This window comes from Desulfosporosinus acididurans (genome assembly GCF_001029285.1).
Lineage (GTDB): Bacteria > Bacillota > Desulfitobacteriia > Desulfitobacteriales > Desulfitobacteriaceae > Desulfosporosinus > Desulfosporosinus acididurans.
The window spans coordinates 11,246-26,079 of sequence record NZ_LDZY01000004.1; the positions used below are offsets into that span (position 1 = coordinate 11,246).

The window sequence follows — 14,834 nt, forward strand, 5'->3', positions numbered from 1 at the left end:
GAACGAGTTCACTCATACAAGGACAACTCTTCTGGAAAGGGCTGGATGATAAGTTTTCATTCAGCCCTTATGTGATCTAAATCACATATCAATAATTGCATTTAGTTTATGATTAATTAATGGGTAAACCAGAATAGTTGAGAGAGTTTTATGTTAAGGAGGTCAGCAACAGTAAAAAAGTCTAAACTTATGGAAAAAAGGAGATGGGATATGCGATAATTTCTTACTGTCGAAAATTGACGAAAAATTATGATTAAAGGGAGGCAGGAATTAACAATAACTTAAAGAATTAGAGTATATTCGTACTTATTCTTATTAAAAACACATAGTTATTACCAAAAAACACCCACTATTAATGGGAAATTACTTATGAGGAGGGGATTGTCCTAACAATGAAGTCGACTTCAAAACGTATGATTACTCTGTTAGGGTTGGGAACTGTTTTTGTATGTGCTCTATTATTCTTATCTTACCACTACATCATTGGCCCTGGAGGACTAAGTACGAGTGTACCATCTTTGAGTGCGGTTGCAACTGGGGATAATAAGGCTTGTGTAGAATGTCACCAGAAAGAAAATCCGGGAATTATCCAGCAATATCATGACAGCGAACATTCCAGCCGTGGAGTTCAATGTCTCGATTGCCACAAAGCAGTGAAAGGGCAAGACACGTTAACGACACAGCATTACAATGTTGCAATTATCTCTAAACCGACTCCTAACAATTGTGCCCAATGCCACGCAACCGAGGTCAAACAGTTCGAGGCAAGCAATCATTCCGCAAGATCATGGTATGCGGTTCAAGGAGCTGAAAATTTCACATCGGAAGAACTGGCTAAATATCATTTGCTCGATGCTAATGGCAAGCCTCTCAATGGGGGTAATGCTAATGCTGTTTACAATCTCATCGGTAAAGATGCCAGCGCTCAATCTTGCGAGGTTTGTCATGCTATTGGTCAAAAGAATGGTGATGGCAGTTTCGGAGATTGCACAAAGTGTCATTTAAGGCATACTTTTGATGTAGCACAAGCACGTAAACCCGAAACATGTGCCCAATGCCATCTAGGCCCCGATCATCCGCAGGCAGAAATATATAACGAATCGGCTCACGGAACTTATTATCAAGCCAATCAATCAAAATATAATATGGACGCGCCTCCAGGAACATTGACTGTCAAAGACTTCCCGGCTCCAACTTGTGCCACTTGTCATATGTCGGCCTTTGGGAGCGTTCAAGGAACTCACGATGTAGGGCAGCGTCTAAAAGATAACCTAACTCCTGAAATTGCTTCACTGCGCAAGGATGGGGATGTTCACCAGCAAACGATGAATTCAATTTGCCTTAATTGTCATGTCCAGTCGTTTATCAATAATGTCATGAGCAAAGCAGACAAAACTATTGCTCTTACCAATCAAAATGTGCTAAAGGGTAAATCGATTGTCCAAGATCTGCGCAATTCTGGTTTGCTAGGCACGAAACCTTTTGGAACCCCAATCGACTTTGAATATTTTGAGCTATGGCATCATGAAGGCCGTAGAGCACGGTTCGGAGCAGTCATGGGGGGAGCAGATTACGTGAATTGGAATGGGATTTATGAGCAAGAAAAAGCATTAGTTGACATGCAATCAAAGGCCGATGCTTTGAAAGCGAAGCATTAGGGGAGGATTGAAGATATGATCCGTCGGTTCTATCAAATAGCTATTCGCTATAAAACCTCTCTATTGCTCGGTATGATGGGAATAAACTTTCTGCTAACGGGTGTTGACGTCTTCATTGCCCATTCGCAAAACAATTTTTTTCGTTGGGAACTAATTCCCTTGATTTATACCCCGCTTGCCGTTCTAGCTATTCTTGGCCAACTCTTTCTTGGAACTAATAAAGGAGTAAAGAGAGTCTTTCAGGGAGTTATGTGGTTAGGTGTTGTTGTCGGTGTATTAGGGACATTTTTCCACTTGTCGGGAAATGCTACATTCAGCCGTGAGAGCTTGTTTCGACTATTAGTCGAGGGCTCTCCGGTAGCTGCTCCGATCGCTTTTGCAGGAATTTCCAGTTATGCTTTGGTGAGTGAACATTATCGAGGAACAGAGAGACGATCAAAATTACTGATGCTGGTCGCTCTTGGCTTCTTAGGTGCGGTTGTTGCAGCATTTTTGGATCATGCACGCTTGGCTTTTATTCCGGTCTATACCCTAATTCCTATCGTTTCTGGCTCACTTGCCACAATTGCCTGTTTCTATGCGGCTTATTATCAAGTAAACACTATGGAAAGTTGTATTTATTTAAGCATTGTAACACTTAACCTATTCGTAGGGTTATTGGGATTTGGGTTCCACGTCTGGGGTGATTTAGCAGGAACTCAGAGTATTGTCTGGGCAAGGATCATGTATCGAAATCCATTACTTGGTCCCTTGCTATTTTCTAATCTTGCATTTCTGGGTGGACTAAGCCTGCTGCCAGAAAATGATGAAATGTTCGTTTAGAATATATTTTATGATTCATACTACTATTTAAGTAGTTTATCAATTAATTTTAGGCGGAGGGTTAAGCCGATGACACAACATTTTATTAAAAATATTGATTTTTCCAAGGCTTTGTCGATGGAAACTTTGGTTCAATACACTGAGGGGCAGGTTGTGAGCAGAACTCTGACCCAAGGGAAATCCCTAAGTATTACGTTATTTGCTTTTGCTGAGGGGGAAGAAATTAGTGCACATTCTTCAAGCGGAGACGCTTTGGTCTATCTTCTTGACGGAGAAGCGGAAATTACGATTGGGGAAGAGAAATTTTCTTTGAAAAAGGGAGAGACAATAGTTATGCCAGCTGGAGTCCCACACGCGTTGCTGGCGGTTAAGAAATTCAAAATGATCTTGACTGTCGTGTTCACCCAATAAGAAATTAGGATAAGCTGATTTTTTATCTGTGGCAGATGTGACGAACGAAAGGCTCCCTTTTAGTAGAAGGAGAGCCTTTCGATTTTTTAATCATTAGAAGGTTTAACCGTTGAAGCCAGGCTTGTTAAACCAGAGACCGCACCAAGTCCCATCGTTTCTACAATAGAAGAGGGTACTATGACCATAGCTCCTTTTTCCTTGATACCCTCATATAAGATATTCATTGCCCGCAGATGTAAAGCAACGGGATTATTCTCATAAGATTTGGCGGCTTCGGAGAATTTGGCCGCAATTTCTGTCTCAGCAGTCCCTAAGATTATTCTGGCCCGACGCTCCCGTTCAGCTTGAGCTTCCCGGCTCATGGCATCTTGTAGTCCTGAGGGCAATACGACATCCCGTATCTCGACGGCGTTAACAACAATACCCCAGGGTTCAGTCCGTCTATCAATTACCTCTTTTAGTTCACGATCAATTCTTTCCCTGTCGGAAAGCATTTCAGCTAAATTTGTTCGGCCGATAACATCTCTTAAAGCTGTTTGCGCTGCCCAAAAAATTGCGTCTCTATACTGAGCTACTTCTAATGAAGCTTTCTTGGCATCTACTACGGTCCAAAACAACACAGCATCAACGTCAACGGGCACTGTATCTTTTGTCAGAGTTTGTTCAGCCTTAAAAGTCGTGGTGATCGTCCGGTGGTCAATCCAGTTACTTACAGAATCTATTATTGGAATTACAAAGAACATGCCTGGCCCAGCTAAGTGGCTAAATTTACCAAGACGGAGAATGACCGCTTTCTCCCATTGATTTGCGACTTTTACGCCATACCCAACCAAAAGGGCTAAGATAACACCAATTATTATCCAGCCCAGCCACCCAGTTATAAACCAAATCAAGCCACCGGCTAAAAGAAAAATAAATCCTAATAACATAGATAGAGGACTAGGTCCACGAAAATCAAAAATGGGGAGGTTTACATTTTGATTAGGCAATCTCAAACACCTTCCTAACTATTTAGTAGATTTCTTTACTAAGGGTATTTTGCACAGCTTTCTATATTTATATGGATGTTTTTGCTTGAATAACTCTATTGGAACTGATATTTATAATGACAAAGCAGTAGTGAATGAACTGCCGCTTTGTCGTTAAATTGTTAAAAATTATAAGCTAGGAAATTAATGAGTAATATTATATAATGCTTCAGTGATGCTTATATATGATTAAAATATTATTGGAGAGAAAAAGCATCATCAGAGAATCATAAATGGGAGGAGACATTGAAGTACAGATGAATCAGAAAACCCGAAATTATTTACCTTATGTTCTGTTATTAGCAATTATATTTTTAGTGGGTGTATGGTATGTAAAATGGAATCCTTATTATCACAAAGCTTTTTTGGCGGCTGCCAAACATTCCATTGGAGATTCTATTGTTTCGGGTAAAGCCGCAGCTCCTCCAGCCCCCTCCTGGACAGCAGCTTGGAATTATACGATTACCTATTTTAAGGCAGTGTGGCAAGCCATTATTTTAGGACTCTTGTTAGGATCTCTAGTGCAGGTATTATTACCAAGGAATTGGATTTATAAAATCTTTGGGGAAACTAATGTTAAGAGCACAGTGCTTGCAGGGGTTGCAGGAATTCCATCCATGATGTGTACATGCTGCTCGGCCCCGGTCGTCGTTGGTCTGCGCCAGAGGAAAGCTTCTGTTGGAGCGGCTCTGGCATACTGGCTTGGTAATCCTGTGCTTAACCCGGCAACGATTATCTTTATGGGCTTTGTACTTTCTTGGAAATTAGCTCTTTTTAGAATCGTGGTTGGAATTATTATGGTTTTTGGGATCGGATACTTCGCTAACCATTTTGTAAATGATAAGGAGACTATGGAGCATTTCATAACAGATGATTTAACAGGCGAAGCGCAAGGGAATCTTTTTAGACAATGGATTAAGGCTCTGTTGCCTCTAATGCGAGATACCCTTCCTGCTTACTTCATCGTTGTTGTTATTCTAGGGGCTATTCGTGCCTGGTTATTTCCGGCAATAGGCACAGAGTGGGCTGACAGTGTCTTGGCAGTAATTGGACTTGCCATAGCTGGAACTTTGTTTATCATACCAACTGCAGGGGAAGTTCCTATTGTACAATCACTGATGGCCTTTGGTTTAGGTATTGGTCCAGGGGTCGCTTTACTCATGACGTTGCCGGCAGTTAGTTTGCCATCTCTAATTATGGTCAAGCGGGTCTTCCCAAAGAAGGTTCTTCTTTTTGTAACAGGCGCTGTAATGCTTATAGGTATAATTAGCGGTGTTGTGGCAATGTTGATATTTTAAGGGTGTAAATAAATTCATCATATAGCAAAATGTCCAGAGGCTATGCTTTCATATTCTGAGAAGTATAGCCTCTTATTAATGAAAACTTTACTGCTATTAATGATTCTAGTAGTCTTACATTATTTTTGGTTTTAGAAGGATTGGTCGTATTTATACCGAATTAGAAGTATTTGATACAACCAGATTTGGAGGGTTTACTATGTCAGATCAGAATGCACCAAAAGGAGCTTTTATTCAAAGGGATAAAGAAACGTATGCCATTGTTCCACGAATCCCTGTCGGGGTAGTTACTCCTGAATTATTGGAAAAGATCGCGAGTGTTGCCAAGAAATACGAAATTCCAATCATTAAGATTACTTCCGCTCAGAGGATTGCTTTAGTGGGAATGAAACCTGAGATTGTCAATTCTGTGTGGGAAGAGTTAGGAACCGGTATTGGACCAGCAGTTGAGAAATGTGTTCATTATGTTCAGGCTTGCCCAGGTACTACCGTTTGCAAATTTGGAATTCTTGATTCTCTTGGTCTGGGAATGCGGTTAGAGGAACTTTTAGTGGGAGAAGAACTCCCCGCAAAAGGGAAAATAGGTGTATCCGGTTGCCCTCTATGTTGCGCTGAGAGTTTTGTACGTGATTTTGGCATTTTTGGAAAGCGAACGGGTTGGACTTTTGTGTTTGGGGGGAATTCAGGCAGAATTCCTCGTATTGGGGATGTCATCGCTGAAAATTTAAGCGATGATCAGGTCGTCGAATTGACTAAAAAATGCTTGGAATATTATCGGGGAAATGCGAAACCTAATGAGAGAACTGCTCGATTTATGCAGCGCATAGGAATTGAGGAATTTAAAAAAGCTGTATTAGCAGCAGAGTAGCTAACTTGCGCCCTGCTAAAGCGGCTATACTATTATGTTATTAAATCTGTACTAAAATAAATGACGTGATTGATATGGTAACTGCTTTGCTACTTTAATATATACTCATATATTAAATGAGTAATTGGTTAAATTTAAATTTGAAAAGTAGCCGTGATAAAGCCTAGCTGCTGGTTAAGTGCTGGTACTTGTATGGCCAAACTAAAACCATCGTTTAAACCAATACTTTTCAAAAGCTAATTTTGCATAATAAGATAATTTTGAAGGGTGTAATAAGGTAACATAAGGTTGAGGTTTCTTATAATAATGAACTGTTGAATACCGGGCTCGACCGAACCCGGTATTCATGATGCACAAGCCTTTCCCATCATAACGAAATTTGGGTTTCAACCCTCGAGATAATAGACGAATGTTTTTTGCTACGACAACTGCTTGGGCATGTGCAAAAGATCCTGCTTTCGGAGCATAGGCACCTAAGACAGGTAATCTGATCGCTGTTGCATCTCCAATTGCATAAACACCGGGATACCTTGTTTCCAGAGTTAATTGATCTACTTCAATGTATCCGCTTTTGTCTACCAAGTCTGTATTACGTATTACTTCGGGGGTCCAATGAGAAGCTATACCAAGCAAAAGGTCTGAGGGAACCTTTGTATCGTGATCTAACATTAATATGTTCCTTTCAACCTTTATAACTTTGGCCTCAGTAATCAATTCAATATCCTTATCGTCTAACATTTTTCTAACGCTTTGACCAACTTTTGGTGGAGCTATAGGTTCGGGTGAATAATCTGGGGTAACTATAGTGAGTTTGATTTTATGGCGAAGCCCACGTTGACGGAAGAACTGATCAAGAAGAAACATCATTTCATAAGGTGCCGGGGGGCATTTATAGGGTAAGCTGGAAATAAAGAATACGATCTGGCCGGAAGTGAAATTCTTTAATCTTTGGCTTAATTTCACCACGTCGTAAAAATCGTAAGCATTGAAAACGAATTCGCTAAAGCCTGGTACAGTTTCCGGATGGTACTCAACCCCTAGGGATATTATGAGATAATCATATTCTAGTTGTTCCCGGTTAGTAGTTACCAAATGTTCAATAAGATCGATATTTTCAATTTCTCTATGTAAAACTTCGATTTTCCTTTTTTCTAAAATGTTTAGCTGCTTGGTTATTTTTGAGGGCTTCGTTTCTCCGATCATTAAGCGAGGAAAAGAAGGAGTAAAATAGTGATTTGGTTCCCGGTCAACCAAAGTTACCTTCATTGAAGAACCCATAGTATTTTTTAAAGCATTAGCAGCAACTATTCCACCAACTCCGCCACCAAGAATCAGGGTTTTCATAAGCTCACCTCATAAATTAAGTTTTCCCTTAAGCAGAATTTTATTCTTCCTTTCTTAATAAATCTCGGTTAATTGTCTAATTCATCCATGACTAAATCCTTACGTCACTTGCTCCTTGCCTGAAATTTCATTTTCGCATTGTGGAAGCTCCTCTATACAAGCGCTTTCAGAAGATTATTGAGGCGATAAACATTTCTAAACCATTGATTACAGATGAAGTTAGTAAAAAGAATGGCGGCAACAATTTGTCGGATGCTTTAATAGTGATAAAAAGGATCTCTCCTTAAATTGGAGAGATCTTTTGGTGTCGGCTAAAAAGTATGCGAGGCGAATATTAGTTAATTATATATTGCAGAGGAATATAACGAAATATGTCGAATATTGATATTGACCTGCAAAACCATAGGACCTGTTTTTTATGGCAGATCTAAAAATAACATAATGTTAGATTATAGGAGGAAAAAATTGAAAAATAGCCGTAGCAAGAGTAGTAAAGGGATTGGTGTCAGATTATCTCTATTGCTAGGATTTGTTTTAATTTATATCCTAGGCTCTAGTATTTTATCTTTTGCTAACTTTGAAAGCCTGAATAAGCTAAATCGAGAGAATGTACAAAAAACAATGGCATTTACCAATATGGTTAATGAATCAAGACAAGCTCAAGTTGAGTTCAAAAAGCAAGTACAAAATTGGAAGGATACGTTGATAAGAGGTAATGACCCGAAATCTTTCCAGAATTACTACACTCAGTTTCAACAAGAGAATAATACTGTTCAAACTCTTTTGAAAAAGCTTAAAGAAGATATGGCTAAACAAGGGATGAGTACCGTTTCAGTTGATTCTTTAATAACCAATCATAAAGAGCTTTTTGAAAAATACACTTCAGCTATTAAAAACTATGATATGAATAACAGGGAAAGTTTACATATTGTTGATGGGCTTGTGAAAGGTATTGATCGAAAACCAACGGACGATATGGATTCATTGGTGAATCAAATTGTCGATAAAACGAATTCAGAAAATGAAACCATGGTTGAGCAGACGGATATTAATGCTAACAATTTTAGAAAAAATTTAATGGTTATAGCTGGATTTGGCGTATTCTTAACTATTGTCCTATCAGTTCTACTATTTTCCACTTACCGGGGAATAGTAAAATCTATCGGACAACTCAATACGCTTATGGATAAAGCTGGGGGCGGGGACCTCACTATAAGGGGCGAGATCTACAGAAACGATGAATTAGGTCAGCTAACTGAAAGCTTTAATCAATTTATAGAAAGTATCAGAGGCTTGCTTACAAAAATACTGCAGGACTCGAATCAATTGAATACAGAAAGTAAAACTATTTCATCGTCTATAAGAGAAATTTCTGCCCAAACTCAGATGGTCAATGCATCGACTCAAGAAATTGCTGCAGGCATGGAAGAAAATACTGCAGCAACTGAAGAAGTGAGTGCATCAAGCCAGGCTATATTAGATTCTACCAAGCAACTCCTTAATATGGCCGATAAAAGTACAGAACACACACGCGAAATCAAGGAACGAGTTCAAAATCTAAAAACTGATACTGTAAATTCAGCTAATCTTAGCAAAGAAATTTACATACAGAAACAAGAGCATATCTTAAGGGCCATTGAAAGTGGCCAAATCGTTAACGAAATTACAAATATGGCTGATATTATTTCTAATATTGCAAGCCAAACTAATTTATTGGCTCTGAATGCTGCAATTGAAGCTGCTAGGGCAGGAGAGAGCGGCAAGGGTTTTGCTGTTGTAGCAGAAGAAGTTCGTAAACTTGCGGAACAATCGGCGAAAACAGTTTCAAGCATTCAAACAGTTACTAAGGAGGTCAAAACAGTATTTGGAAATCTCTCGGAATATGCACGGGATTTGTTGGATTACATTAATGGGCCTGTAACTAGTGACTATGTAAAGATGATTGAAACGAGCAGGCAATATGATGAGGATATGGACTTTGTATATGAGTTAATCCGGAAATTCAAATCAAACACTGAGGAAATTTCTATTTCAATCGAGGAAGTTTTAAGGACTATTGAATCAGTTGCTGCATCGACAGAGCAAAGCGCTTCCAACTCAGGACAAATCTCAATAAGCATGAATGATACAGCAAAAGCTATTGAAAGTATTTCCAAGATCGCCCAGGAACAAAGTTATTTAGTTGAGGAGCTAAATCAAATGGTCAATAAGTTCCAGATTTTTGGAACATCTGACGTTTAAGTTTCCTTGAACAACTATATTCACTAGGCGAAAAACCAGTTTCGCTTTCTTTGCCTGTTAGCTATTATTGAAAGGAAGTGCCAGATTTTGATTAGTTCTGGCTTGATTCTAACGATTTCTATGCTGGTTTTACTTTGGGAAAGAGTCCAGTGTTTAGAGTAGATCGTGCCGGAATTGCAAGTATTAGTGCAGCTCAAAGGGTTGGGACAGGAGTAATGAGTTTCGACTCCCACTTCTTAAGTGGAAGTGGGTCTCCCGTACTCTGCTTCGGTGGGGTAGAGTCCCCCACCGAAGTCTCGATGGTTCAGCTTTAGCTCTATTTTCGAATAAGACCAAATGACTATGGCAAATAGTTTATGCGTTGGTAAGTGCTTCTCGCCAACGCATTTTTTGTTGGGGTAAAAATATTCAGATTATTCACTAAAACATTTCCCTGACATAAAGCCAAAAATTGGAGTATGGATCGGGTTTTTATTTAACTATATACTGTTTATATAATGATATCTGTAAATGTCCTGGCCTCAAACAAGTTCATAATAATAAATAATGGGGTTAAATTATGACGTCACGAAGAACTTTCATTAAAATGATCGCGGGGACAGCCGCAGGTATTTACTCTTTTGGGTTATTTTCATTCAAGAATGGCCCACTTGAAGTTCTCACTCAGAAATCTATTACTCAGAAATCTGTTTCAGTAATTGCTTCAGAACCGAAGCCACATTATTTACCCCAAAAAGTACTGAACAAGTCCCTAATTAACGCATTTAACTATATTGTAACCCCGACATATGATCATTCTGGCCAAGCTGTTCATCCAAGTGTCATTGATTTTAAAACAGAATATGGAATGGAGGCTTGGGGGAACTTTCGTTATTGGATGGCTCTTACACCGTATCCGAATTTTAATAGTGCGTGCGAAAATCCAAGTCTCCTGGTGAGTATGGATGGGATCAACTGGGTTAATCCACCAGGTATAAAGAACCCTTTAGCTCCAAAACCCTTCGGGATTTTGGAAAAAAATTATAATTCTGACCCTGAATTAGTCTATGATCCAGGTGATAATACACTGATTTTATATTGGCGTGAATATAGTAACAACGCTTTTGAGAAAATATGGGCAAGAAAAATAAGTCCAACCCATGAGTTAAGTAATAAAGTCCTTTGTTTTCAAAAAGCGTGGGACTTTACAAAAACAGGTTTAGTTTTATCTCCTACCATTTGGCGTAAAAGTGCTCAAGAATGGTATATGTGGACTACTGATTCGCGATTTACAATGTATCTGTATACTTCGAAAAACGGCTTGACATGGAGTGAAGGTCAACCTTGCAGTTCTCCCTGGGATACATGGAATGGTGGATATATTCCTTGGCATATAGCAGCTAAACCCAATTATCCCGAACAAAGGATTGAGTTCTTAATTGCGGGTTGGCCTAAAAGAGAAACTATTAATAGTTGTCAATTATTTTATGCAACTGCACCAATGGCACAACCCAAAGAACTTAGTATCCCCTTTGAGAGGGCCTTAATTGAACCCAGCTCAGGGCCCAGGTGGGATAATGGATACATTTATCGGAGCAGTTTTGTTATAGAGCACGGGAATACAACGAAATTACGTATCTGGTATTCAGCTTGTTCAAAGAAGAAAGTTTGGCACATCGGTTATACTGAAGGAACTTTAGATAATAAGACATTCCAACGTGTCTGAGTATCTGCCTAATAGGTAAGAATATGCAAATAGCCTGCTGCTTAGGCAGCAGGCTATTTAACCCTGAACTTTCAGATATTACTCATCTTCTTTTAAGTTTTATCCTCCATAATTGAACCTTGGGGTTCCATTCATTTATAATAGTGCTAAAATATTTATACTTGGTCTGGATATACTTTTAACATAGATGGACAAAATAGTAATCCAGTGATAATAGCTTAGGAAAAATTTTAGACGCAAACAACAGACTGCCTATAGGGCAGTTTCTTCGATTTATCTTCTTTCTAGGAGGGCAAAAGATGATGTAGAAAATTCAGTTATATTATCAAGGTGAAATGGAAAGGATTTAATTAAATAATAAGGGTCAGGCTGGGGTACTGCAGTACGATAACGGCGCAGCTTCGACCTATATTGAGGTGCGTCGCTCAGGATATTTTTGAATCTGGAACCTTCGAAGCCGGTGAAAAGTCTGGCATTTTAGAAACAATTGAGGCTATAAAATGTTTGGAGGTGTTGCGGGCATGATTTTTCCCCTGGAGCTGCAGGCAGCCCGCATCCGCCTAGTTAAAGAACGTCCCTATTTAGCCTCAGCTGCCTGGGCTCTCCGTCCGGTTCCCAAACGCGGTTTGAAAACAATGGCGGTTGATATGTATTGGAGGCTCTACTATGACCCTTCAGGATTATCCCAATGGCCGGTAGAAGTTATCGAGGGTGCTTTGTACCATGAAATTTGTCATCTTCTCCGTAACCACTCCGAAAGGATGAAGGATTTTAATCCACGTTTAAGTAATATAGCAACAGATGCGGAAATCAATGATGACCTTATTCGTGAAGGTGTAAAATTTCCGGCTCAACCTGTAACTCCCGATCATATTGGACAACCGGAAAGCCTTTTGGCAGAGGAATACTATGCTGCTTTGGAGAAACAGGAACAGTTGCCGTTAGTTTATCAAAAGAAGAATCAAACTTCAGGTTCACCGGTTCTGAATTTTTCTCCCAGGCCGGGTTCCGGTTTGTCCGGTTCTTGTGCAACCGGTCAAATGGCGTCTTGGGGGGATCAACCGCCCAGCAATGGGTCTCCGTCTGGAGTCGGTCTAACTGAGGGAGAATTAATTCGCCGCAATGTTGCTCAACAAATCAGAGAACATGCCAGAAGTCAGGGCAGTGTTCCGGGGCATTGGTTTCGTTGGGCAGGAGACAAGCTTCAACCTAAAGTTGACTGGCGAAAACGGCTTGCTGCGGCTATCCGCTTTGCTGCTGCAGATACAACCGGGGCCACCGATTATTCATACTGCCGTCCCTCGCGCCGGCATCGACAGATCGGAAAAGAAAATGTTATATTTCCGTCCCTGCGCTGTCCCCTTCCTTCAGTGGCGGTGGTGGCGGATACCAGTGGAAGTATGTCTGAGAAAATGCTTTCTCAGGCTTTGGCTGAAATATCCGGTATTTTAAGGTTCTTGGCACAGAAGGAGAAAATCTGTGTTTTGGCTGTAGATCAGACAGTTGAGTTTTGTCGCCGAGTGTTTCGTCCAGAACAGATTCGACTTACGGGTGGCGGCGGAACAGATATGAGAGTCGGCTTAGAAGCCGCGGCAAGATTAAAGCCTTTACCTCAACTAGGAATTGTCATTACTGATGGACAAACCCCATGGCCCGATCATCCTCCGCAAAGGATGAAAGTCATTGTAATATTGTTCGGAGACGGAACAGCCCCTGATTGGGCTGATATTATACATATCAAAGCATAGCTTGAAAACCTAAGAGAGCAGTTGAGCTTTTTATGCTTAAGAATAGGAACCTTGCCAAATGGTTTGGCAAATAACATAAGAGGTGAAATAGATGAAAAAAAGTATGGGAGCAAAAGCCTTAGTTTATCCAACACCGGTTTTTGTTATTGTACTTATGATGATGAAGGTAATCCAAATGCCATGACTGCAGCCTGGGGAGGTATTTGTTGTTCATCTCCGCCCTGTGTCGCGGTTTCACTACGCAAAGCTACTTATACTTACGGCAGCCTTCTAGCTAAAAAGGCCTTCACTCTAAATATTCCGTCAGAAAACTTTATTAAAGAAGCCGATTATTTTGGCTTAGTATCTGGAAAAAAGGAAAACAAATTTGCTCATACCGGTCTAACAGCGGTAAAAAGTGATCTGGTTGATGCACCTTATATCAAGGAATTTCCGATTAATTTAGAATGTAAAATCATAAACATTCTTGAAATTGGCCTGCATACGCAGTTTATTGGTGAGGTTTTGGATGCAAAGATTGATGATACCCTTCAGGAAAAAGGAGATCATCCGCTTATAGAACAAATAAAACCATTAATATTTGCGCCTGAAAGCAGAAGTTATCATGTTGTGGGTAAACAAATTGCCCAGGCATTTGCTATAGGCAATGACACTAACATTAAATAGAAATGAATTTAGCGCAAGAGGCCACTCTACTTAAGTGTGGCCTCTTTTTCAACGTTCTTTTCAATACCAAATTGACTGCACTGGCGATATTAGGTATTCGTTTTATCTGGATATGTGATTAGGAGAAAATTTCAGAATTAAATTATATTATCACAGAATTCGAAATAGCAATTTTATTCCTGTAAAATAAAGTGCTATACTTAAATAAATTAAATTATTGCGAAAAATAAATCAATTAAAAATTCGATTTTAGTCAAATATATATCTAAAAAACGCAAAAATTTAAATTTTAATAATTATATTCAATATGCTTAAAGATTTATCTATAAAGAAAAATTATGATAGGAGTGATGTTAGATGGGAAAAAGAAATATCGTTATTGGAGTTACCCCAGTAGAATTCGATAATATGCCAGATTCATTAATTGGCAAGTATACTCTCGCAGTTTTGGGCGTTCGCGATTTATACAACAAAATGACCAAGGAGTGGGCTAAAGAATACAATATTGATCTTAAAGTTAACAATAAATGTAATATGCAGAAAGCTATATCAATATCAATGACAAATAATTGTGTGTCATTAGAGGCATTGAGCATTTTAATGAGAATAGGCAGAAAGCCAGTGTTAATTTCACTGGCTCAGAAGAGTAATATACCACATACAATATTCCGTGTGAAAAACAAGGTGCTCTATAGCTATACACTTTTAATTTTTGACTCGTTAGAAGATGCGGCCAAAATGGCTGAATTCTTTGTTGAAAAAGCCAATAGCTATTCCAGTGTTCTTGAAAGGTGTTCCTATGAGGCTGCCGGGTTAATAACTGATAATCATGTATATTATGGTGAAGCAGATCCTAGTCATACTATTAATTCTCCATCTGCCTTTTACTAAGGTTTTCGCTCTGGGCAACCATAGCGTTATGTTTGGCCTTAAAGGTCTTAAAATACCTTAATAGACCGATTCATCCTTAAAATTACTAGTCTTATCTCGATTAGCCCCCATCAGGATTGGTGGGGGCATTTTTTGGCTTTGAGTTAAAAGAGTT

Annotated in this window: 12 protein-coding genes; 10 read left to right on the plus strand and 2 right to left on the minus strand. The window is 39.4% G+C overall.

Annotated elements, in window-relative coordinates:
- Window positions 1-413: 413 nt before the first annotated feature.
- The 3 genes from DEAC_RS05710 (at window position 414) to DEAC_RS05720 (ending at window position 2,891) form a co-directional block, all read left to right on the plus strand.
- On the plus strand, window positions 414-1,658 hold the full coding sequence (locus DEAC_RS05710; protein WP_242847079.1) for a multiheme c-type cytochrome: 1,245 nt from the start codon (window positions 414-416) through the stop codon (window positions 1,656-1,658).
- 15 nt (window positions 1,659-1,673) lie between these two features.
- Window positions 1,674-2,480: a hypothetical protein gene (locus DEAC_RS05715; RefSeq protein ID WP_047809088.1), complete on the plus strand. Its 807-nt coding sequence runs from the start codon at window positions 1,674-1,676 to the stop codon at window positions 2,478-2,480.
- Between the two features lie 69 nt (window positions 2,481-2,549).
- On the plus strand, window positions 2,550-2,891 hold the full coding sequence (locus DEAC_RS05720) for a cupin domain-containing protein (protein WP_047809089.1): 342 nt from the start codon (window positions 2,550-2,552) through the stop codon (window positions 2,889-2,891).
- An 86-nt stretch (window positions 2,892-2,977) separates the two neighbouring features.
- On the opposite strand, the gene DEAC_RS05725 is transcribed toward DEAC_RS05720, so the two are convergent.
- A complete protein-coding gene (locus DEAC_RS05725) occupies window positions 2,978-3,880 on the minus strand; it encodes a slipin family protein (RefSeq protein WP_047809090.1) in 903 nt (300 codons plus the stop codon).
- Window positions 3,881-4,176: 296 nt separating this feature from the next.
- Between DEAC_RS05725 and DEAC_RS05730 the strand changes: the two genes are divergently transcribed.
- A complete protein-coding gene (locus DEAC_RS05730) occupies window positions 4,177-5,217 on the plus strand; it encodes a permease (RefSeq protein WP_047809404.1) in 1,041 nt (346 codons plus the stop codon).
- A 199-nt stretch (window positions 5,218-5,416) separates the two neighbouring features.
- Window positions 5,417-6,085, plus strand: a complete 669-nt coding sequence (locus tag DEAC_RS05735) for a nitrite/sulfite reductase domain-containing protein (protein ID WP_047809091.1) — start codon at window positions 5,417-5,419, stop codon at window positions 6,083-6,085.
- A gap of 201 nt (window positions 6,086-6,286) precedes the next feature.
- On the opposite strand, the gene DEAC_RS05740 is transcribed toward DEAC_RS05735, so the two are convergent.
- The gene (locus tag DEAC_RS05740) at window positions 6,287-7,429 is read right to left on the minus strand and encodes an NAD(P)/FAD-dependent oxidoreductase (protein ID WP_083995926.1); all 1,143 of its coding nucleotides are present in this window, start codon (window positions 7,427-7,429) and stop codon (window positions 6,287-6,289) included.
- A 465-nt stretch (window positions 7,430-7,894) separates the two neighbouring features.
- Here DEAC_RS05740 and DEAC_RS22605 point away from each other — a divergent pair, with 465 nt between their 5' ends.
- The 5 genes from DEAC_RS22605 to DEAC_RS05765 all read left to right on the plus strand — a co-directional run bounded on the left by DEAC_RS22605 (window position 7,895) and on the right by DEAC_RS05765 (window position 14,680).
- On the plus strand, window positions 7,895-9,670 hold the full coding sequence (locus tag DEAC_RS22605) for a methyl-accepting chemotaxis protein (RefSeq protein WP_242847080.1): 1,776 nt from the start codon (window positions 7,895-7,897) through the stop codon (window positions 9,668-9,670).
- Window positions 9,671-10,229: 559 nt separating this feature from the next.
- Entirely contained in the window at window positions 10,230-11,375 is a 1,146-nt protein-coding gene (locus tag DEAC_RS05750) for a hypothetical protein (protein WP_047809092.1), read from the plus strand.
- A gap of 500 nt (window positions 11,376-11,875) precedes the next feature.
- Entirely contained in the window at window positions 11,876-13,123 is a 1,248-nt protein-coding gene (locus DEAC_RS05755) for a vWA domain-containing protein (RefSeq protein ID WP_047809093.1), read from the plus strand.
- Window positions 13,124-13,186: 63 nt separating this feature from the next.
- Window positions 13,187-13,789 carry a flavin reductase family protein gene (locus DEAC_RS05760; protein ID WP_242847081.1) on the plus strand — a complete coding sequence of 201 codons (603 nt, stop codon included), beginning with the start codon at window positions 13,187-13,189 and terminating at the stop codon, window positions 13,787-13,789.
- Between the two features lie 357 nt (window positions 13,790-14,146).
- Entirely contained in the window at window positions 14,147-14,680 is a 534-nt protein-coding gene (locus DEAC_RS05765; protein ID WP_242847082.1) for a hypothetical protein, read from the plus strand.
- Window positions 14,681-14,834 lie beyond the last annotated feature (154 nt).